The sequence below is a fragment of the Photobacterium sp. MCCC 1A19761 genome, assembly GCF_037389125.1.
GTDB lineage: Bacteria > Pseudomonadota > Gammaproteobacteria > Enterobacterales > Vibrionaceae > Photobacterium.
The window spans coordinates 18,126-38,252 of the sequence record NZ_JAZGTF010000042.1 but is presented as its reverse complement, the minus strand read 5'-3'; the positions used below and the strand labels follow the sequence as shown (position 1 = coordinate 38,252).

Annotated in this window: 16 protein-coding genes, 1 pseudogene and 1 riboswitch; of the genes and pseudogenes, 7 read left to right on the top strand and 10 right to left on the bottom strand. The window is 54.5% G+C overall.

Translation table 11 applies throughout. The features are described from left to right. Positions 1 to 56 precede the first annotated feature (56 nt). The gene (locus VV869_RS22980) at positions 57 to 236 is read right to left on the bottom strand and encodes a hypothetical protein (protein WP_261601362.1); all 180 of its coding nucleotides are present in this window, start codon (positions 234 to 236) and stop codon (positions 57 to 59) included. A 139-nt stretch (positions 237 to 375) separates the two neighbouring features. On the opposite strand from VV869_RS22980, the gene tusA reads away from it, so the two are divergent. Then, positions 376 to 624 carry a sulfurtransferase TusA gene (gene tusA / locus VV869_RS22975; protein WP_261601361.1) on the top strand — a complete coding sequence of 83 codons (249 nt, stop codon included), beginning with the start codon at positions 376 to 378 and terminating at the stop codon, positions 622 to 624. A 109-nt stretch (positions 625 to 733) separates the two neighbouring features. Here tusA and VV869_RS22970 read toward each other — a convergent pair whose 3' ends face one another. From VV869_RS22970 to VV869_RS22960, 3 genes are all read right to left on the bottom strand, one after another. Next, complete coding sequence (locus tag VV869_RS22970; RefSeq protein WP_337737267.1) at positions 734 to 979, bottom strand: hypothetical protein; 246 nt, start codon at positions 977 to 979, stop codon at positions 734 to 736. A 179-nt stretch (positions 980 to 1,158) separates the two neighbouring features. Then, positions 1,159 to 1,716: a TMEM165/GDT1 family protein gene (locus VV869_RS22965; protein ID WP_337737266.1), complete on the bottom strand. Its 558-nt coding sequence runs from the start codon at positions 1,714 to 1,716 to the stop codon at positions 1,159 to 1,161. Between the two features lie 91 nt (positions 1,717 to 1,807). After that, a riboswitch (yybP-ykoY riboswitch) is annotated at positions 1,808 to 1,907 on the bottom strand. Between the two features lie 119 nt (positions 1,908 to 2,026). Next, the gene (locus tag VV869_RS22960; RefSeq protein WP_337737279.1) at positions 2,027 to 2,716 is read right to left on the bottom strand and encodes an OmpA family protein; all 690 of its coding nucleotides are present in this window, start codon (positions 2,714 to 2,716) and stop codon (positions 2,027 to 2,029) included. Between the two features lie 288 nt (positions 2,717 to 3,004). Between VV869_RS22960 and glyQ the strand changes: the two genes are divergently transcribed. The 3 genes from glyQ to VV869_RS22945 all read left to right on the top strand — a co-directional run bounded on the left by glyQ (position 3,005) and on the right by VV869_RS22945 (position 7,596). Continuing rightward, positions 3,005 to 3,916: a glycine--tRNA ligase subunit alpha gene (glyQ, locus tag VV869_RS22955; RefSeq protein WP_337737265.1), complete on the top strand. Its 912-nt coding sequence runs from the start codon at positions 3,005 to 3,007 to the stop codon at positions 3,914 to 3,916. 9 nt (positions 3,917 to 3,925) lie between these two features. After that, positions 3,926 to 5,995 carry a glycine--tRNA ligase subunit beta gene (glyS, locus tag VV869_RS22950; RefSeq protein WP_337737264.1) on the top strand — a complete coding sequence of 690 codons (2,070 nt, stop codon included), beginning with the start codon at positions 3,926 to 3,928 and terminating at the stop codon, positions 5,993 to 5,995. A gap of 353 nt (positions 5,996 to 6,348) precedes the next feature. Then, entirely contained in the window at positions 6,349 to 7,596 is a 1,248-nt protein-coding gene (locus VV869_RS22945) for a valine--pyruvate transaminase (protein WP_337737263.1), read from the top strand. Between the two features lie 858 nt (positions 7,597 to 8,454). Here VV869_RS22945 and ltrA read toward each other — a convergent pair. The 6 genes and pseudogenes from ltrA to dnaA form a co-directional block, all read right to left on the bottom strand. Beyond that, positions 8,455 to 9,725 (bottom strand): annotated as a pseudogene (ltrA, locus tag VV869_RS22940) (group II intron reverse transcriptase/maturase). Between the two features lie 836 nt (positions 9,726 to 10,561). Continuing rightward, positions 10,562 to 11,005, bottom strand: a complete 444-nt coding sequence (locus VV869_RS22935; RefSeq protein ID WP_337737262.1) for an Hsp20 family protein — start codon at positions 11,003 to 11,005, stop codon at positions 10,562 to 10,564. A gap of 450 nt (positions 11,006 to 11,455) precedes the next feature. After that, positions 11,456 to 13,870: a DNA topoisomerase (ATP-hydrolyzing) subunit B gene (gene gyrB, locus VV869_RS22930; RefSeq protein WP_337737261.1), complete on the bottom strand. Its 2,415-nt coding sequence runs from the start codon at positions 13,868 to 13,870 to the stop codon at positions 11,456 to 11,458. 19 nt (positions 13,871 to 13,889) lie between these two features. Next, positions 13,890 to 14,969, bottom strand: a complete 1,080-nt coding sequence (gene recF, locus VV869_RS22925; protein ID WP_337737260.1) for a DNA replication/repair protein RecF — start codon at positions 14,967 to 14,969, stop codon at positions 13,890 to 13,892. Between the two features lie 3 nt (positions 14,970 to 14,972). Further along, positions 14,973 to 16,073 carry a DNA polymerase III subunit beta gene (dnaN, locus tag VV869_RS22920; RefSeq protein WP_337737259.1) on the bottom strand — a complete coding sequence of 367 codons (1,101 nt, stop codon included), beginning with the start codon at positions 16,071 to 16,073 and terminating at the stop codon, positions 14,973 to 14,975. A 1-nt stretch (position 16,074) separates the two neighbouring features. Beyond that, positions 16,075 to 17,475 carry a chromosomal replication initiator protein DnaA gene (gene dnaA, locus VV869_RS22915; protein ID WP_261601350.1) on the bottom strand — a complete coding sequence of 467 codons (1,401 nt, stop codon included), beginning with the start codon at positions 17,473 to 17,475 and terminating at the stop codon, positions 16,075 to 16,077. Between the two features lie 317 nt (positions 17,476 to 17,792). Here dnaA and VV869_RS22910 point away from each other — a divergent pair, with 317 nt between their 5' ends. The 3 genes from VV869_RS22910 (at position 17,793) to VV869_RS22900 (ending at position 20,098) form a co-directional block, all read left to right on the top strand. Next, positions 17,793 to 18,548, top strand: a complete 756-nt coding sequence (locus VV869_RS22910; protein ID WP_337737258.1) for an amino acid ABC transporter substrate-binding protein — start codon at positions 17,793 to 17,795, stop codon at positions 18,546 to 18,548. A gap of 111 nt (positions 18,549 to 18,659) precedes the next feature. After that, positions 18,660 to 19,331: an amino acid ABC transporter permease gene (locus VV869_RS22905; protein WP_337737257.1), complete on the top strand. Its 672-nt coding sequence runs from the start codon at positions 18,660 to 18,662 to the stop codon at positions 19,329 to 19,331. Beyond that, a complete protein-coding gene (locus tag VV869_RS22900) occupies positions 19,328 to 20,098 on the top strand; it encodes an amino acid ABC transporter ATP-binding protein (protein WP_337737256.1) in 771 nt (256 codons plus the stop codon). The genes VV869_RS22905 and VV869_RS22900 overlap by 4 nt, the downstream gene beginning before the upstream one ends. Positions 20,099 to 20,127 lie beyond the last annotated feature (29 nt).

Here is a 20,127-nt window from a genome sequence, read left to right as displayed (position 1 = left end):
GCTATATAAGCGGGGAAGCCCAAGAAAACTGGGAGTGTAGTAGATGTGCAAATTCGTTAATTTTCTTCCTCGAGCTCGCTGGCATTGCTGAGCTCGAACCAAAGTCCTAGCGCGGCGGCAATCAGGCCCCCCAACGCGAAAATACTGGCATTGTCCGGTCCGCGGATCACAAGCGTACAAAACGTAATGAAACACAACAGACAATAAATGGTTAAGCGATCCATCTGAGTCAACATAGTTCCTCCTAATCCTTGAGAAGACGAACGTTAATGACTTGTTAAATACGTTACACGTTTTCGTTTGATTTGCCAAGCGTTATTGATTAATTCTTATCCATAAGTATGATTTGAGGCTTCGAAACCACCCGTATGAATTATGACTGCAACTTTTGACAACCCGACCCACAGCCTGGAAGCCCTTGGACTGCGCTGTCCTGAGCCTGTGATGATGGTCCGTAAGACGGTTCGGAAGATGGCCGAAGGTGAGACCCTGCTGATCACCGCCGATGATCCCTCGACTACCCGGGACATCCCAAGCTTTTGCCGCTTTATGGATCATACCCTGCTCGCCGCAGAGACCGATCAGCTCCCTTACCGGTACCTGATCCGCAAAGGCACCAACTAAAAAAGGCAGCTCAGAGAGCTGCCTTTTTCCTGTTTAACCCAATGGCTGGACCAATGCTGACAAACGCCCCGGTGGCGACCGTCGCCCAATACATTACTGATCAAAAGAATTACTGATCACGAGACGATTGCTTCGCACGCTCTAGCTCATGCCGCAGCTCGCGGATTTCCTTTTTCAGCGGCAACACATAGCGCAACCGCACCAGGGCGTCGACCGACAAGTAGGTCGTCACAATCGCCCCGACCACCATCGGCAACCACATCTCCGTCAGCACCATCCCCAGAATATTGAGCGCCAATGCGACGTGGAACAACCAGAACTGACTTTGGGGTGAAATTGCGAGAAAACGCGCCATAACTTCCTCCACGAACAGCCTATCGTAACTGGTTTTACCTTATCACGAGCCGGGCAGGCAGATTGCTGTTTGCTTCACAAATTGCAGTGATGTCATCGGGTTGTCACCTCCAGGGCTCCAATTGGTGTTTCACGTGAAACACCAACATCCCCCAGATCCCGAGTCCCCCAAAGACCAGGTTATAAGCCAAACACCGCAGCCAACGCCAGCGCGGCAAATAACGCAGCCGTCACCCGCCGGATCAGCCCCAACGGCATCCGATCAGCCGACAGCTTCCCAAGCAGGACCACCGGCACATTGGCCAGCAGCATCCCGATGGTGGTACCGACAACCACCAACAGCAGCCCGTCGTGAAACTTTGCCCCCAGCATAGTGGTCGCAACCTGGGTTTTGTCCCCGATCTCAGCAATAAAGAATGCGATAAAACTGGCAATAAAAGGACCGCGATTGGAAATTTTCTCGTCATCGTCGAGTTTGTCCGGCACTAAGATCCAACCGGCCATCAGGACAAAACTCACCACTAGGACCCATTTCAAGACTTCCGGGGTCAGATAGTCCGCAACCACGACACCGAGCCAGGCGGCCAGGGCATGATTGGCAAGTGTAGCGAGAAAAATCGCCAGAATGATGGGAACGGGTTTGCGATAACGGCTGGCCAGCAACAGGGACAGTAACTGGGTCTTATCCCCGATCTCAGCCAGGGCAACCGTAGTAATGGAAACAGCTAAAATGCTCACGACATGCTCTTGGGGGCGAGGATTATTTGTCAACCACGAGCAAACGCACATGCCCCACCCCGGTTCATGCTGGTTTGCCGATGGTCTCGCCAAACTCACACGTAGGGATATGTGAGTCATAATCGCCATGAAGATTTTGCTTCAATTATGTTGACGATTATCTCGTAGGTAGAGAGGCTACTCCCCAAAGGAGCAGGCATGATAAACAGAACCCTGAGCCAGATCAAGCCAGGAATTGTCGGGGCCGATCACAAGCACGTGTGCAAATACGCTGCCACCGACACTGCGGCGGCAGCAATACAGGCAAAGATTAAGACGTTGGGGACAGCACAATTTCAACCCGACGGTTTTCCGCCCGGCCTTGCTCTGAGCTGTTTGAGGCAATCGGGTGAGACTCGCCCATCCCTTTGGTGATCAGACGATTCGCTGCCACCCCTTCGCGCATCAGATAGTTGCTGACCTCACTGGCGCGAACCTGAGACAGGCGCTGGTTGTAAGATTCCGAACCGGAGCTGTCCGTAAAGCCATAAACATTCAGCATGGTCTTATCATACTCTTTCACCACCAGCGCGACATTCTTCAGCGCACTCATTGCGGCACTGCTCAGATCGGTCTGATCAAATCCAAAGGTGATGGCATTGGGCATGTTCAGCACAATGTTGTCCCCATCACGGCTCACGCTGATCCCGGTCGACTGGAGTTGCTGACGCAGTTTGGTTTCCTGCACATCCATGTAGTAACCCACGCCGCCGCCCAGCGCCGCGCCTGATGCCGCGCCAATCAAGGCGCCTTTGCCGCGATCGCTCTTGCTTGATGACGCCACACCAATGGCCGCACCGGCCAGCGCACCAATCAGGGCACCGCTGGAAGCTTTCGCCGTTTGCTCTTCCCCGGAATAAGGGTTCACCGTACTACAACCTGTTGCCGTCACGGCAGCTGCCGTGGCAAAAATAACATGCCGAACCCATTTGGCCGGCTTCTGTGTGATTTTGCTATCCATCATGGTTTCCATCTCTACTCGATTTCTGATCGATGTGATTGTTCTCGCCCCACCGCGTCAGGCGATGCAGCTGTGCCAAGATATTGTATTAAGTAGACGACATAGAACATCAGAGCAATGTCAAAAGATGATGAAATCTCACCGTTCAGCAGATTGAGCCAATCAATTGAGAGGAATGAAGGAAACACGGCCAAAAAACATGCAAGGACCCTACTCGGCCAAAGCCATGCAAGGTATACTGGATTGTTACATTGAATTCATTCATCCACTAATCTCGCGAAGCTGACAATGCAGAAATACGATATTAAAACCTTTCAAGGCATGATCCTCGCGCTGCAGGATTACTGGGGCCAGCAAGGTTGTACCATTGTACAACCCCTAGACATGGAAGTCGGTGCAGGTACTTCTCACCCGATGACCTGTTTACGTGCGCTGGGCCCTGAGCCGATTGCAGCAGCGTATGTGCAACCTTCTCGTCGTCCGACTGACGGCCGTTACGGTGAAAACCCGAACCGCCTGCAGCACTACTACCAGTTCCAGGTGATCATCAAGCCATCTCCGGACAACATCCAGGAACTGTACCTGGGCTCTCTGGAAGCACTGGGCGTTGATACCCAAATCCATGACATTCGCTTCGTGGAAGACAACTGGGAAAACCCGACCCTGGGTGCCTGGGGTCTGGGCTGGGAAGTGTGGCTCAACGGTATGGAAGTCACCCAGTTCACCTACTTCCAGCAGGTTGGTGGCCTGGAATGTAAACCCGTCACCGGTGAAATCACCTATGGTATCGAGCGTCTGGCGATGTACATTCAGGGCGTCGATTCGGTCTACGATCTGGTTTGGACCGATGGCCCGCTGGGTAAAGTGACCTACGGGGATATCTTCCATCAGAACGAGGTGGAGCAATCTACTTATAACTTCGAGCATGCTGATGTGGACTTCCTGTTCACCTTCTTCGACCAGTGCGAGAAAGAGTGTCAATCGCTGCTGGCTTTGGAGAAACCACTGCCGCTGCCTGCCTATGAGCGCATTCTGAAAGCCGGCCATGCCTTTAACCTGTTGGATGCCCGCAAAGCCATCTCCGTGACTGAGCGTCAGCGGTACATCCTGCGAATTCGCAACCTGACAAAACAAGTTGCCGAAGCCTACTACGCCTCCCGTGAAGCGCTGGGCTTCCCAATGTGCAAAAAGAACCCGTAAGGAAGTGGCATGAGCGATAAAAATTTCCTGATTGAACTTGGCACCGAAGAGTTGCCGCCAACGGCACTACGCACTCTGGCCGAAGCCTTTGCGGACAACTTTGCCACCGAACTGAATGACGCCGATCTGGCCCATCAGGGGATCCAGTGGTATGCCGCCCCACGCCGCCTGGCCTTGAAAGTGACCGCCCTGGCCGGCAGCCAGCCGGATAAAGTGGTTGAGAAACGCGGCCCGGCAGTCAGTGCTGCCTTTGACGCCGATGGCAACCCGACCAAAGCCGCACAAGGCTGGGCCCGCGGTAACGGCATCAGCGTTGAACAGGCTGAGCGCCTGGCGACCGATAAAGGCGAATGGCTGCTGTACAAGCAAGAAGTCAAAGGTCAATCGACCCAAGCCTTGGTCGCAGAGCTAGCGGCGAATGCCCTGGCGAAACTGCCGATCCCAAAACCAATGCGCTGGGGTGACAAAGACACCCAGTTCATTCGTCCGGTGAAAACCCTGACCATGCTGCTGGGTGACGAACTGATCCCGGGGACGATTCTGGGTGTGAATTCTGACCGCGTGATCCGTGGCCACCGTTTTATGGGCGAATCCGAGTTCACCATCGACCATGCCGATCAGTATCCGGCCATCCTGGAAGAGCGCGGCAAAGTCATGGCCGACTACGAAGCACGTAAAGCCCTGATCCTGGCTGACGCTCAGAAGGCAGCACTGGAAGTGGGCGGTACCGCTGATCTGGAAGATGACCTGCTGGAAGAAGTCACCTCACTGGTAGAGTGGCCGGTCGTGCTAACGGCATCTTTTGAGGAAGAGTTCCTGAAAGTGCCGGCAGAAGCACTGGTTTACACCATGAAAGGCGACCAGAAGTACTTCCCGGTCTACGATGACAACGGCAAGCTGCTGCCGAAGTTTATCTTCGTCTCCAACATCGTTTCCAACGATCCGAAACAAGTGATCGACGGCAACGAAAAAGTTGTTCGCCCACGCCTGGCCGATGCGGAGTTTTTCTTCAACACCGACCGCAAACGCCCGCTGGTGGAGCGCCTGTCTGAACTCGACAGCGTGCTGTTCCAGAAACAACTCGGCACCTTGCGTGACAAAACCGATCGCATCACCGCCCTGTCGGGTTACATCGCCCAGCGAATTGGTGCCGATGTTGAGCATGCTGAACGTGCAGGCCTGCTGTCGAAGTGTGACCTGATGACCTCGATGGTCTTCGAATTCACCGACACCCAAGGGGTGATGGGCATGCACTATGCGCGCCACGACGGCGAAGCAGAAGACGTTGCCCTGGCGCTGAACGAGCAATACATGCCACGCTTCGCCGGTGACAGTCTGCCGAGTACCGGTGTGTCTGCCGCCGTCGCTATGGCCGATAAGCTAGATACCCTAGTCGGTATCTTTGGCATTGGTCAGGCACCGAAAGGCAGTGACCCGTTTGCTCTGCGTCGTGCTGCCCTGGGTGTCCTGCGTATCATCGTCGAGAAAGGCTACAACCTGGATCTGATCGACCTGATTGCCAAGGCCCATGAACTGCTGGCAGACAAGCTGACCAACCGAAACGTAGAAAGCGAAGTGCTGGACTTCATGCTGGGCCGCTTCCGTGCCTGGTACCAGGACGAAGGCCACAGTGTTGACGTGATCCAGGCCGTTCTGGCCCGTCGCCCGACCCAGCCTGCAGATTTCGACAAGCGTGTGAAAGCGGTGAGCCATTTCCGCTCGCTGGATGCCGCAGAGTCTCTGGCTGCGGCCAACAAGCGTGTGGGGAATATTCTGGCGAAATTTGACGGTGAGCTACCGACCCACATCGACAGCAGCCTGCTGGTTGAACCTGCCGAGAAAGCGCTGGCCGAGAAAGTTGAAGCCAAACTGGCTGCTCTGGCACCGGTCTTTGCCGCTGGCGATTACCAGCAAGCACTGTCAGAACTGTCGACCCTGCGTGAATCCGTCGATGCGTTCTTCGATAGCGTGATGGTGATGGCTGAAAACGAGCAACTGAAAGTGAACCGTCTGACCATGCTGAACCTGCTGCGGAACGAATTCCTGAAAGTTGCCGATATCTCGCTGCTTCAGAAATAAGCGGACACTGTTCGATCAACCCCGTGCTTGCACGGGGTTTTTTTATATCTGCGCCAAACGGCTTGCTGTCCTGTTGTCTCTACCATCAACCGCGAAACTCCCCCTAATTTCATATCCCCAGCATTCTCTTACCACCGACAAAGCTGCGTGCTGGCTCAGTCAGACCCAGCGTCATGTGATTGATTTCTCAACCGGGGCTCACACGTCGGGGATGGTTTCACGTGAAACAGCCAACCTGTCGGTTTGCTCACTTTCCCTTCTCCGCACAATAAGGTATGTTGATTCCTGCACACAAGTTATACAGTTAGCGTATAACTAAATATAAGAACAAATTACTAAGGTCGGAAGTAAACATGGAGTTTTCTACATTCGGAGAAAAGTTTGCCCGTTATTCTGGGATCACTCAGCTAATGGATGACTTAAATGACGGCTTACGTAACCCTGACGCCATTATGCTCGGTGGCGGCAACCCAGCTCAGATCCCGGAGATGCTCGACTATTTCAAGCAACTCACGGCAACGATGCTGACCAGTGGCGAGCTGACAGCCGCCATGACCAACTATGACGGCCCGCAAGGGAAAAACGTCTTCATCCAGGCGCTGGCGGATCTACTCAAAGCCACCTATGGCTGGAATATTTCGGCAAAGAACATCACCCTGACCAACGGGAGCCAGAGTGCGTTCTTTAATCTGTTCAACCTGCTGGCGGGTGAATTTGAAGGCGGACGCCATAAGAAAATTCTGCTGCCACTGGCACCGGAATATATCGGTTATGCTGATGCCGGGATCAGCGAAGAGATGTTTATCTCCTATCGTCCGGAAATCACCCTACTCAACAATGGTCAGTTCAAATACCATGTTGATTTCAATCAACTGACGGTTGATGACCGCATTGGGGCGATTTGCGCCTCCCGCCCCACCAACCCAACCGGCAACGTGCTCACCGACGAAGAGATCAACCATCTGGACGAACTCGCCCGGCAGCATGGTATTCCACTGATTATCGACAATGCTTACGGGATGCCGTTCCCGGATATCATTTTCGAAGACGTCACCCCGTTCTGGAATGAGAACACCATCCTGTGTATGAGCCTGTCGAAACTAGGGCTGCCCGGCGTACGATGCGGTATTGTCGTCGCCAGTGAGGAGATCACGACCGCACTGACCAATATGAACGGCGTCGTCAGCCTGGCGCCGGGCAGTATCGGTCCGGCGATTGCTCACAAGATGATCGAACAGCAGGACTTACTGCGCCTGAGCGAGCAAGTGATCAAACCTTATTACCAGCAGAAATCGCAGCATGCGATCCAGCTGCTACAAGATGCCATCAGCGATGAGCGCTTTCGGATCCACAAACCCGAAGGCGCGATGTTCCTCTGGCTCTGGTTTAAAGAGTTGCCAATCACCACGATGGAACTGTACCGCCGGCTCAAAGCGCGCGGCGTCCTGATCGTCCCTGGCGAGTATTTCTTTATCGGGTTGGACGAAGACTGGAGCCACGGCCATGAGTGCCTGCGCATGAACTATGTCCAGGACGATGAGACCATGCAGCGCGGCATTGCGATCATTGCCGAGGAAGTCATGAAAGCCTACCAGGCGTAATCACGATTTCAGGGCAGCCTACGTGCTGCCCTGTGTTTTACCTGAGACCTGCCACCGCGAGAGTATTCCCCCTTCAGTAACAATTAATCAGGCTGTCCAAGCGCTTGTCACTGCACAACATATTGACCTGAATCATTCCCTTTGCGCGTCAAGCCTCATCTACCGGTCATATCTAAGTATTACAAAGAACGACCCACCACATCAGCCAAAATCAAACGCCACACTCATCAGGCTCAAGGGATGCAATCTGACCGATGCACCGTACTTGTTTCACGTGAAACAGGGCCTGGTTTGAGTCAGAGCTTCAAAACGAATGGTGCAGCTTCCCGGGGAAACAGTACACAGTTGACCATCAACATAAACCCACTCTTTATCCATCCGATAGCGATCGCTCCGAGTTCGCCCTGTGCCCCAGTAACTCAGCCAGAGATTCACGCCAACGCGAAACTGCATGTTCATAATAAACCGTCGATCGTGTTAACTATGCCAGTCGTATCCTGTACGCCATCACCAACATCCCCCCCATCAAACCGATACTCTTTCAATGTTTCACGTGAAACCACCACAACCGGATATCACGATTGGCTTGGCTTGGCTTGGCTTGGCTTGGCTTGGCGGATATCCCACCGGCTTCAAAGAAAATACGCAATGACGACCCCGCAAAGACAGGATTCCAACCGTTCACACACAACCGAAACGCAGCCACGAGCTTAGATGGTCGTGACACCTTGTCGGCAATACATCATCGCAATGAAGCCAGCCCAACTGACACGTAGTTTCACGTGAAACATCGAGTAGGGTGAGGCGTTGCCGCCTCATCCCTCTCACAGAACCGTACGTACGGGCCTCGTATACGGCTCATGCACATTTCCATTCAGCGTAAGTGCTGAACACATACCCCGTCCTCACCTGCTCAAGATTGACTAACCCGAGGTCGTTGAACCACTGGTTTGGCATAGCTCGCGAGCGGGCTCGCCGCGCTTCTCCAGCCCGACATCTGGATGTGGCTGAACGGGGGTTTATACCCCCGTTGCTTCAACCACCGGTGAAGCCTGCTCGACTTCTTCCAGAGTTTGAGTTGGATGCTGCGCAACCGCCTTCTCAGCCAAGCGGCTGTTTTCTTGAACTCCCAGCTGGCATTGGCGATCCGAAAATACTGACTAAAGCCTCTGAGCACTGGATTAAGCTCGCTGATCACCTGCCCTAATGGCTTGCCGCCATTACGTCGGGTCAACCTTTTCAGCTTCGCTTTGAACCCTTGCAGCTTCTTGGGTTGAATACGGGTATATCGACTCCCGATTTCTACACCGAGGAACTTCACCGCTGTGGGCGATGTGGGACTTGTGCTGGTTCACCGTCAGCTTCAGATCTTTTTCCAGGATCTTCGTGGCCTGCCTGAGTGCATTCTCTGCACCCGACCGGCTACGACAGATAATCAGAATATCGTCTGCATAGCGGACTATCCTGTGGCCTCGTCTTCTCATTTCCTGATCGAACGCGTCCAGATAGATATTCGCGATCAGCGGGCTGATCACCCCGCCCTGCGGACTTCCGACGTCTGTGGCATGCCATTGCCCATTGACCATCACCCCGCTTTTCAGAAACTGCCTGAGCAGTTCCAATACACTGCCATCGGTGACCCGTTTACGGATGCTTGTCAGGATGAACTCGTGGTCGAGTTTATCGAAGCATTTCGACAGGTCCATGTCCACGACATGTTCTAATCCATAGCGCCGGATGAACATCGTCGCTTTGTTGATGGCGTCGTGACAACTTCTCTGAGGCCGGTAGCCAAAACTAGATGGATGGAACTGCACCTCAAAGATTGGGGTGAGCACGTCATTCAGGGTTTGTTGGACGACTCTGTCCCGAACCGTCGGGATACCCAGCAGCCTGACCCCGCCATCATCTTTCGGGATTTCCACCCGTCTGACAGGCTGAGGCCGATACTGCTTAGTTTTAAGCTCAAGGAGAAGCTGGTCGAGGTTATCACTCAGATTTGAGGCGAAGTCGCTCAGGCTCTGCATATCAATTCCTGCCGCGCCTTTTGCTTTCCACACCTTTTTAAATCCCCTGTACAGCCGCGCCTTATTCAGCAGATGACCATACAGACTGTAATAGACTCTCATCTTCTCCCTTTGGGTTGTGTGCCGTGTGGGGCAGAATGCCTTCTTTTCATGCTGGCTTGTTTCATCGGACTGTATAGCCTTCTAGCGCAATGGCAATCTACTACAGTGAGCTCAAATTACTGCCGTGTACGGTTTCATCCCTCAGTGCCCTGCTCCCAGTTTACCGAGCGGGAATACCCCGGTCGCGAACCGGTTTGTGTACCATGAAAAAAAACATCTGCTCATCACAGACTTAAAATGTACTTCCTCCCTTCGCAACACGGCACGCTTTTGGCGATACCGTGCCCCATCAGACGCAGTGCCGATGGTCAGCCCGGTTTTACCCTCCACGCCATTACTGAGCTTCAACGGCCGGGCCTTTCTCACTACTACGGATTCACCGAGCCGTCGGACCGCTGCCACCTCACACCAACACGAGCTTTAGCTTTCACCTTGTGCTCGTGCTTCCGGCGTTTGCCCGGATGCGGTGTCAGGCTTCCCCAGTTACTGCACTGGCTCCCTGTTAACGATCCCACCCTCAAGCACAGCTCAGGTCTGACTGAGTATCGGGCTTCGCGCTATTTCTCACGCTTACCCACCTAAACTGCCCAATCAGGTTCACTTGCGTTGTGTACCGTTAACTTCCTATCGCTTCCTTCAGACCCAGCCGTTGGCCAGCTACGCCCTCGCTTAAGGCGCCTACTTTTGGTGCGATTCGGATTATCTTCCCCTCAGCCGGGGCGATTCAGGCTTCTTTCAGCCTGACGGGTTTGCCAGCTTCGCTGGGCAAACAAAAAAGGCCTGCATCATGCAGGCCTTCACTCTCTACTCGGTTATAGGTCTGAGACCATCCCGGCTTATTCGCTTTCCAGCAAACGCTGGCCGTTAATGGCAATTTTGCGGGGTTGATCCTCTTCCGGCACTTCGCGTTCAAGCTCAATATGCAGCAAACCGTTTTCCATGTCGGCACCGGTCACTTTCATATGATCGGCCAGCTGGAACTTACGCTCGAAATCACGCTCGGCGATCCCTTGATAGAGATACTGACGTTCATCGCCTGCATCCTGGCTATCGCGAGTCCCGCGGACAATCAGCTTGTTCTGCTGTTGAGTAATATCGAGTTGCGATTCGGCAAAGCCTGCAACGGCCATCGTGATCCGGTACTGATTCTCGGCACGCTGCTCAATGTTGTACGGAGGATATCCACCATTATTGGTGTTGAGGTTTTGCTCCATCTGGTTGAACAGACGATCAAAACCAATGGCGGAACGATATAGAGGAGTGAAATCTAATGTACGCATAATAACTATCCTTCTTTGAAGCAATAACTATAAACAATGTTGATGAAGCTGCTCTCCAACCGGACAAGCGTTGCAAGGCCCAAACGCTGGCACCTTCTGCTTCATCAATTGATATAAGGTCGCCCAAAACAGATTCAAGACTGCACGCAAAAAATTTTTCAATTTTTTCTCCCGGTCCACCACAGCACCACAGCCAAGCGTTGGCTATCAGCCAGGCAACATGCGTGGCAAAGCCAGACCATCCCGGTGCTGATGTCTTGCGCCCCCACTCGTAGCTATCACCAACCCCACCCTATAGCGTTCGCCGCAAAGCGCCGCGGTTGCATGACCCCTTTCCGAACCCGAGAGCGTGACAGCATGCCAACCGTGTCATGGCTTCCTGGCCGCCGAAAACAAAAACGCCGCTCATCAGAGCGGCGTTTTCTTCGTAGCGGTCGTGTTGCTTAATGCTTAAACGTCCAGGTTGGCGTTCAGGGCATTTTCTTCAATGAAGTGGCGACGCGGTTCAACCTGATCCCCCATCAGGGTGGTGAACAGCTCATCGGCCGCAACGGCATCGTTGATGGTGACCTGCATCATCCGGCGGGTTTCCGGATCCATGGTGGTTTCCCACAGCTGATCCGGGTTCATCTCACCCAGACCTTTGTAGCGCTGACGGCTCAGGCCACGGCTTGAGTCTTTCACCAGCCAGTCCAGGGCTTCCTTAAACGAGCTGACAGCTTGCTTGCGCTCACCACGCTGAACATAAGCGCTTTCTTCCAGCAGGTTATGCAGCACTTCAGACAGATCCGCCAGCTTGCTGTACTCCTTCGAGTTCAGCAGATCATAGCTCAGCAGATATTCATGATCGACGCCATGAGTACGAACCACGACTTTCGGCAACCATACGTTGTGCTCTTCATCGTGCACCACGTCAAAACGGAACTGGCTTTCACCCGTTTGCTTGGCATTCAGCGCATTCACCAATGTGTCAGTCCAACGCTCCACCTCGGCTTGATCTGCCAGCATGTCCGTGGTCAAGCGAAGCTGATAGGTAAATTCGTTCAGCATCTGCAACGGATAACGGCGGCTCATTCGCTCCACCAGCTTGGACGCAGCATTGAACTGTTTCACCAGCTCTTCCAGAGCCAAACCCGTAATTGGCGGTACGCCTTCTGCGGAGTACAGGGCTGCATTGTCGAGCGCCAGTGCGATCTGATACTGCACCATGTCTTCATCGTCTTTGATGTACTGCTCTTGCTTGCCTTTTTTCACTTTGTACAGCGGTGGCTGCGCAATGTAGATATGGCCACGCTCAATCAGCTCCGGCATTTGACGGTAGAAGAAGGTCAGCAGTAGCGTCCGGATGTGCGAGCCGTCGACATCGGCATCGGTCATGATGATGATGCTGTGATAGCGCAGCTTATCCGGATCATATTCATCACGGCCAATGCCACAGCCCATAGCAGTGATCAGGGTGGCCACTTCCTGGGAAGACAGCATCTTATCGAAACGGGCTTTCTCGACGTTCAGGATCTTACCCTTCAGCGGCAAAATCGCCTGATTCTTCCGGTTACGCCCCTGCTTGGCCGAACCACCGGCCGAGTCACCCTCCACAATGTAGAGTTCGGACAGTGCCGGATCTTTTTCCTGGCAATCCGCCAGTTTGCCCGGCAGGCCAGCCAGATCCAGCGCCCCTTTACGGCGTGTCATTTCACGCGCTTTGCGGGCGGCTTCACGGGCGCGGGAGGCATCAATAATCTTCGAGCACACGGTTTTCGCATCACTCGGGTTTTCCAGCAGGAACTCGCTCAGCTTCTCGCCCATAATGGATTCAACCGCCGGCTTCACCTCGCTGGAAACCAGCTTGTCTTTAGTCTGGCTGGAGAATTTCGGATCCGGTACCTTGACCGAGACGACCGCTGTCAGACCTTCACGGGCATCATCCCCCGAAGTCGCCGTCTTGGCTTTCTTCGAATACCCTTCCTTGTCCATGAAGTTATTCAACGTCCGCGTCAAAGCACCACGGAAACCAGCCAGGTGGGTCCCGCCGTCACGCTGTGGAATGTTGTTGGTAAAGCAGTAAATGTTTTCCTGGAAACCATCGTTCCATTGCATCGCCACTTCTACCCCAATGCCGTCTTCGCGGGTGAACTCAAAGTGGAACACCTTCGGATGGATCGGTGTTTTGTTGCGGTTCAGGTGCTCAACAAACGCCCGGATCCCGCCTTCATACATGAAGTGGTCCTGCTTGTCTTCTTCACGCTCGTCAATCAGTCGGATAGACACGCCGGAGTTCAGGAACGACAACTCGCGCAGGCGTTTGGCCAGGATTTCGTAGTGGAATTCGATATTGGTGAACGTCTCAGCACTTGGCCAGAAACGGATGCGGGTCCCGGTGCGATCGGTCTCGCCAATCACGGCCAGCGGCGCCTGCGGCTCACCATGGTGATAAATCTGCTGGTGGATCTGGCCACTCCGGTGGATGGTCAGTTCAACTTTTTCGGACAGAGCGTTCACCACGGACACCCCCACCCCGTGCAGGCCACCGGATACTTTGTACGAGTTATCGTCAAACTTACCGCCGGCGTGCAGCACGGTCATGATGACTTCCGCGGCAGACACCCCTTCTTCCGGGTGCATTTCGGTTGGAATACCACGGCCATCATCGCTCACCGACACCGAGCCATCTTCGTGGATCGTGACAATGATATCTTCACAATGGCCAGCAAGAGCTTCGTCGATAGAGTTATCGACGACCTCAAACACCATATGGTGCAAGCCAGTACCGTCATCGGTATCGCCAATGTACATCCCTGGGCGCTTACGTACCGCATCAAGGCCCTTCAGGACCTTGATACTTGATGAATCGTAGTTGTTGGACATTGAGTTACTCTCGCTTAAATTATCCTGCGGTTATTTTACCGTGTTCCACATGAAACATCTTGCCCTTTTCATCATGCATATCGGCAATCTGCTCAGGGCTGATGGCACTGATGAACACCTGGGCGCCAGTTTCTTTTAACCGTTGCGCCAACAGCGCACGCCGATGGCTATCGAGCTCAGATGCAAAGTCATCGATCAAGTAAATACACGGTTTACCGGTTGATTCAGTCAGGTGCAGCCCCTGGGCCAAGCGCAATGCGCAGACCATGAGTTTGAGCTGCCCCCGAGATAACACGTCTTCGACCGGAGTCCCGGCCACTTTCAAACGCAAGTCGGCCTTGTGCGGGCCACTTGCGGTATAACCCAGCTGACAATCACGTTCAAAATTGCGCTTGAGCAGCTCGGCATACGGGGTATCTTTTTCCCAGCCGCGGTAGTACCCCAGCTGGATATCATATTCAGGCAGGAAATGCTGGCAAATCTCCGCGGCTTTTTGCTTCACGGCATCCAGATACTGGTTGCGCCATTGGCTGATCTCTTCGGCCAACACCGCCAGTTCCTGATCCCAGTAGCTCAGCTCACGGTAACTGCGCGCCGTTTTCAGCAGCGCATTGCGCTGCTTGGTCAGCCGTTTGATCCGGCTCCACGCATGATAAAACTGGGGCTCGACGTGAAACACGCCCCAATCAATAAAGGCGCGGCGATATTTAGGACCGCCAATCAGCAGTTCAAAGCCTTCCGGGGTGATCAGTTGCAGCGGCAGAATTTGCGCCAGCTGGGCCAGCTTCTGCCCGCCTTCGCCACCAATTTTAACTTCGGTGGTGCCATCGCGCTTCTTCCCGATCCCGAGGGGGAGCTCCAGCCCGGCAGCCGTCTGCATCCGGCCATGCACAAACAACTCGGGCTGTTCATGGCGGATCACGCGGCTGGTCAGGTGGCTGCGAAACGATCGCCCGTGCCCGAGGTAGTGGACGGCCTCCAGCACGCTGGTTTTGCCGCTGCCGTTGGCGCCGACCAGAAAATTAAAGCCGGGTGACAAACTCAGGTCGCAGTCTTCAATGTTCCTGAAGTCTTTGACCATCAGCCGTGTCAGTACCATTGCTTACAGTCGGATCGGCATGACGACGTACATGGCGTCATCTTGAGCGCTGTCTTCCAGCAAGGCACTGGCTGTGGCATCGGTCAGCGACCAGCGGACCTGCTCACACTTGAGGGTATTGAGAACATCCAGCACGTAGCTGACGTTGAAGCCAATTTCCAGCGGTTCCCCCTGATAATCGACATCCAAAAACTCTTCCGCTTCTTCCTGCTCCGGGTTATTGGCGGTGATCCGCATCTCGCCCGGTGACAGGTTGACCCGCACGCCGCGGAATTTCTCGTTCGACAAAATCGCCGCCCGGGAAAATGCTTTGCGCAGCTCATCACAGCTGGCTTCGACAAACTTGTTGCTGCCTTTCGGCAACACCCGGCGATAGTCCGGGAAACGGCCATCGACCAGTTTGGAGGTGAAGACAAAGTTATTGACCACCGCGCGCAGGTTCGAGTTGCCGATCTGCAGCGTGACTTCAGCATCCGGCGTATCAAGCAGGCGCATCAGCTCCAGAACCCCTTTGCGCGGCAGGATGATTTGCTTCTCCGGCAGCACCTGTCCGGTGTCGATCGCACAAACCGCCATCCGGTGACCGTCCGTCGCCACCGAGCGCAGATACTGGCCATCGGTTTCGAACAACATACCGTTGAGGTAATAACGGACATCCTGATGGGCCATGGAAAACTGGGTGCTGTCGATCAGCTGGCGCAATTGCCCTTGCGGCAACGACAGCTCGACTTCGCTTTGCCAGTCATCAATATTCGGGAAATCAGCCGCCGGCAGGGTCGTCAGGGAATAACGACTGCGGCCGGAGCGGATCATCACCCGATCGCCTTCCAGGCTGATGGCAATCGGAGCACCATCCGGCAGCCCGCGGCAGATATCGAGAAACTTCCGTGACGGGACGGTGATCGCGCCCGGTTCACAATCTGCTTCCAGGGCCACTTTCGCCACCAACTCAACTTCCAAATCGGTGCCGGTCATCGACAGGCAGCCGTCTTCAACCTGCAGCAGCAGGTTGCCCAGGATCGGCAGAGATGGGCGTCCGCCCAGGGCACCAGAGACCTGCTGCAGCGGCTTTAATAAATATTCGCGTTCTACGGTAAATTTCATATCAGGACGACAGGGTTCTAATCAGGTTGGAATAGTCTTCTTTAATATCGTGGCTCTCTTCACGCAGCTGTTCAATTTTCCGACAGGCGTGCAGCACCGTGGTATGGTCGCGCCCCCCAAAGGCATCGCCGATTTCCGGCAAGCTATGGTTGGTCAGCTCTTTGGCCAAGGCCATCGCCATCTGGCGCGGGCGGGCCACCGAGCGGGAGCGACGTTTGGACAGCATATCAGCCATCTTGATTTTATAGTATTCCGCGACCGTCTTCTGGATATTATCAATGGTGACCAGTTTTTCCTGCAGCGCGAGCAAGTCGCGCAAGGCTTCCCGGACAAAATCAATGGTGATCGCCCGGCCGGTAAAGTTGGCATTGGCAATGACCCGGTTCAGGGCCCCTTCCAGCTCCCGGACGTTCGAGCGCAGTCGCTTGGCAATAAAGAACGCGACCTCATCCGCCAGGCGAATGTGATGATCCTCGGCCTTCTTCATCAGGATCGCGACCCGGGTTTCCAGCTCCGGCGGCTCAATCGCCACGGTCAGGCCCCAGCCAAAACGTGATTTAAGGCGATCCTCCACCCCGCTGATCTCCCGCGGGTAGCGGTCCGAGGTCAGGATGATTTGTTGGTTGCCTTCAAGCAGGGCGTTAAAGGTGTGGAAAAACTCTTCCTGCGAGCGCTCTTTGTTGGCAAAAAACTGAATGTCATCGATCAGCAGCGCATCAACACTGCGGTAGTAACGCTTGAATTCTTCAATCGCGTTGTTCTGCAGCGCCTTGACCATATCCTGGACAAAACGCTCCGAATGCATGTACACCACCCGGGCATTGGGCTTGCGATCGGCAATCGCATTGCCCACCGCGTGCAACAAGTGCGTCTTACCCAGGCCGGTGCCGCCATACAGGAACAACGGGTTATAAGCTGCGCCTGGGTTATCGGCCACCTGGCGACAAGCCGCCAGCCCCAGCTGGTTCGACTTACCTTCAACGAAGTTATTGAAATTATGCTTCGGATTCACATTCGAGCGGTAGCCGGACTGCGACTCCGGCTGGACTGGCGAAGGCGCTGGCTCCCAGTGCCGCGTCGGGGTGTCATCCACCATCGCCGGCGCTGGCTGCAAGACGCGCGCGGCTGCAACCGGCGGAGGCGGCGGTGCCGTCACCGGGCGGCTGCCCACTTCAAACCGCAGGATCGGCACATCGTTGCCGCAAAATTCGTTCAGCAGCCGATTGATATTATTGAGGTACTTGTCCCGGACCCAATCTAAGACAAACCGGTTCGGCGCAAATAAAGTCAGCGTATTATCGGTAAGCTCGGCCTGAAGCGGTCGAACCCACATACTGAATTCTGTCGCAGGGAGTTCTTCCTGAAGGCGTTGAAGGCACTGCAACCAAAGCGAAGATGACAAGCTCGACTCCACACTGAAAAATAAAACACGAAAGGGATGCAATTTTATACCTGCTGGCGCCGGATCGCCAGCAAAGAGATCGCGATCCAGTGAATAAGATCCGACTTATACACATTGATCGCACAATAATTCCTAAGATCAACACAATTTCACCGCCCTTTACCCACAATACTATTAACAATCGCGGCGGGGCGCGGATCCTCGTGCGAACTATTTGTTATGTCTAATAACTCCTAGTTATTAAAGGATCGCCCCATTAAAAGATAGCATTATCAATAAACAAGCCGTCCACGACCGTATCTTGAGGAGCAAACTGGATGAAACGCTGGATTAAAACAACCTTGACCGCCGTAGCACTCACGCTGACCGCCAGTCAGGCAGCCATGGCTGCGACCGATGTCAAAGTCGGCATGTCAGGCCGCTACTTCCCGTTTACCTTCGTCAAGCAGGATCAGCTGCAGGGTTTTGAAGTCGACCTGTGGAACGAAATCGGCAAGCGCAACGATTACCAGGTGGAGTTTGTCACGGCCAACTTCTCCGGCCTGTTCGGCCTGCTGGAAACCGGCCGGATTGATACCATTTCGAACCAGATCACCATCACCGAAGCCCGCCTGGCCAAATACCTATTCGCTGACCCGTATGTGATCGACGGTGCCCAGCTGGTGGTCCGTAAAGGCAACGACAGCATTCACAGCACTGCTGACCTGGACGGCAAAACCGTCGGGGTGAACCTGGGTTCAAACTACGAGCAGCTGCTGCGCGAGCTCGATAAAGACGGCAAGATCAACATCAAGACCTATGAAACCGGGATCGAGCACGATGTCGCCCTGGGCCGGACCGACGCGTTCGTGATGGACCGCCTGTCATCGGTTGAGCTGATCAAAAAAGCGAACCTGCCGCTGCAACTGGCCGGCGAACCGTTCGAGCGCATTGAAAATGCCTGGCCGTTCCTGAAAACGGAGAAAGGCGAGAAACTGCGCAATGAGGTGAACCAGGCGCTGAAAGCCATGCGTGAAGACGGTACCCTGACGGAGATTTCTCGCAAGTGGTTTGATGCCGACATTACCCGCTAAGCAATCGCTCAAGACATTTCCCAATAAAAATCCTTATACTAAAAGGCTCACCGCAAGGTGGGTCTTTTGTCGCTTCTATTCACCCAATTGACTACGGAATACCGATTTACTATGGGTTTTGACTTTGACTACATGCTGTCGCTGATGCCGATCCTGCTGAAATATTTGGGGACCACCCTGAATATGGCCGTCTGGGGTCTGGTATTCGCCCTGGCCCTGGCCCTGGTCCTGGCCCTGCTGCGTATCTATCGCGTCCCGGTGCTGGATCAGTTCAGCCAGCTCTATATCAGCTTCTTTCGCGGCACCCCGCTGCTGGTGCAGCTGTTTCTGCTCTACTACGGCCTGCCGCAGGTCTTTCCGGTGTTCGTCGGTCTCGATGCCTTCAGTGCTGCCGTGATCGGCCTGAGCCTGCACTTTGCCGCCTATAAGGCCGAGACCATCCGGGCAGCAATTATCGGTGTCGACCGCAGCCAGATGGAGGCCAGTCTGTCGATCGGGATGACCGAGCTGCAGTCCATGCGCCGGATCATCCTGCCGCAAGCCAGCCGGGTGGCCCTGCCGTCGCTGATGAACTACTTCATCGACATGATCAAATCGACGTCGCTGGCCTTTACCCTGGGCGTGGCTGAAATCATGGCCAAGGCCCAGATGGAAGCGTCGTCCAGCTTTAAGTTTTTTGAAGCCTTCCTGGCCGTGGCGCTGATTTACTGGGGGATCGTCCTGGTCCTGACCCGGTTCCAGAACTGGGCGGAAACCAAACTCAACAAGGCATACACACGATGATCAAGATTAGCCACCTGGCCAAGCGCTTTGGCGACAGCACAATTTTTTCCGGCATCGATCTCACGATCGAAAAAGGCGAAATCGTGGTGGTGATCGGGCCGTCCGGCACCGGAAAGTCGACCCTGCTGCGCTGCCTCAATTTCTTGGAAACGGCCGATGACGGCCAAATTACCATTGGCGATGTCACGGTTGACTGCCCTCAGGCAGCCAAGCGCGACATCCTGGCCCTGCGCAGCAAGACCGGCTTTGTGTTTCAGAACTACGCCCTGTTTGCTCATCTGACGGCCCGTCAGAACATTGCCGAGGGCCTGATCACCGTCAAAGGCTGGACCAAGCCTGACGCCTTTGCGCGCGCCCAACAGATCCTCGATGACATCGGCCTGGGGGATAAAGGCGATCACTACCCGGCGGCCCTCTCCGGCGGCCAGCAACAACGGGTGGGGATCGGCAGGGCCATGGCTCTGGAAGCCGAGCTGCTGCTATTTGACGAGCCGACCTCGGCGCTCGATCCGGAGTGGGTCGGTGAAGTTCTGACCCTGATGCAGAAGTTGGCCACCCGCCATCAGACCATGCTGGTGGTCACCCATGAAATGCAGTTTGCCCGGGAAGTCGCCGATCGGGTGATCTTCATGGCCGACGGCGAGTTTGTCGAGCAGGGCAAGCCGGATCAGATCTTTACCAATCCGCAGGATCCGCGGCTGAAAAAGTTCCTGAATAAGGTCGGGATCCGCGAAGGATCCTTGCACTCAACGCCACAAACAGTATAATTCAGCGCCCGTAGTTTGCTGCGGGCATA

Excerpts from the sequence above, each read along its gene's own strand:
- VV869_RS22980 (WP_261601362.1), bottom strand. The coding sequence starts at position 236 with ATGTTGACTCAGATGGATCGCTTAACCATTTATTGTCTGTTGTGTTTC.
- tusA (WP_261601361.1), top strand. The coding sequence starts at position 376 with ATGACTGCAACTTTTGACAACCCGACCCACAGCCTGGAAGCCCTTGGA.
- VV869_RS22970 (WP_337737267.1), bottom strand. The coding sequence starts at position 979 with ATGGCGCGTTTTCTCGCAATTTCACCCCAAAGTCAGTTCTGGTTGTTC.
- VV869_RS22960 (WP_337737279.1), bottom strand. The coding sequence starts at position 2,716 with ATGGATAGCAAAATCACACAGAAGCCGGCCAAATGGGTTCGGCATGTT.
- glyQ (WP_337737265.1), top strand. The coding sequence starts at position 3,005 with ATGCAGAAATACGATATTAAAACCTTTCAAGGCATGATCCTCGCGCTG.
- glyS (WP_337737264.1), top strand. The coding sequence starts at position 3,926 with ATGAGCGATAAAAATTTCCTGATTGAACTTGGCACCGAAGAGTTGCCG.
- VV869_RS22945 (WP_337737263.1), top strand. The coding sequence starts at position 6,349 with ATGGAGTTTTCTACATTCGGAGAAAAGTTTGCCCGTTATTCTGGGATC.
- VV869_RS22935 (WP_337737262.1), bottom strand. The coding sequence starts at position 11,005 with ATGCGTACATTAGATTTCACTCCTCTATATCGTTCCGCCATTGGTTTT.
- gyrB (WP_337737261.1), bottom strand. The coding sequence starts at position 13,870 with ATGTCCAACAACTACGATTCATCAAGTATCAAGGTCCTGAAGGGCCTT.
- recF (WP_337737260.1), bottom strand. The coding sequence starts at position 14,969 with ATGGTACTGACACGGCTGATGGTCAAAGACTTCAGGAACATTGAAGAC.
- dnaN (WP_337737259.1), bottom strand. The coding sequence starts at position 16,073 with ATGAAATTTACCGTAGAACGCGAATATTTATTAAAGCCGCTGCAGCAG.
- VV869_RS22910 (WP_337737258.1), top strand. The coding sequence starts at position 17,793 with ATGAAACGCTGGATTAAAACAACCTTGACCGCCGTAGCACTCACGCTG.
- VV869_RS22905 (WP_337737257.1), top strand. The coding sequence starts at position 18,660 with ATGGGTTTTGACTTTGACTACATGCTGTCGCTGATGCCGATCCTGCTG.
- VV869_RS22900 (WP_337737256.1), top strand. The coding sequence starts at position 19,328 with ATGATCAAGATTAGCCACCTGGCCAAGCGCTTTGGCGACAGCACAATT.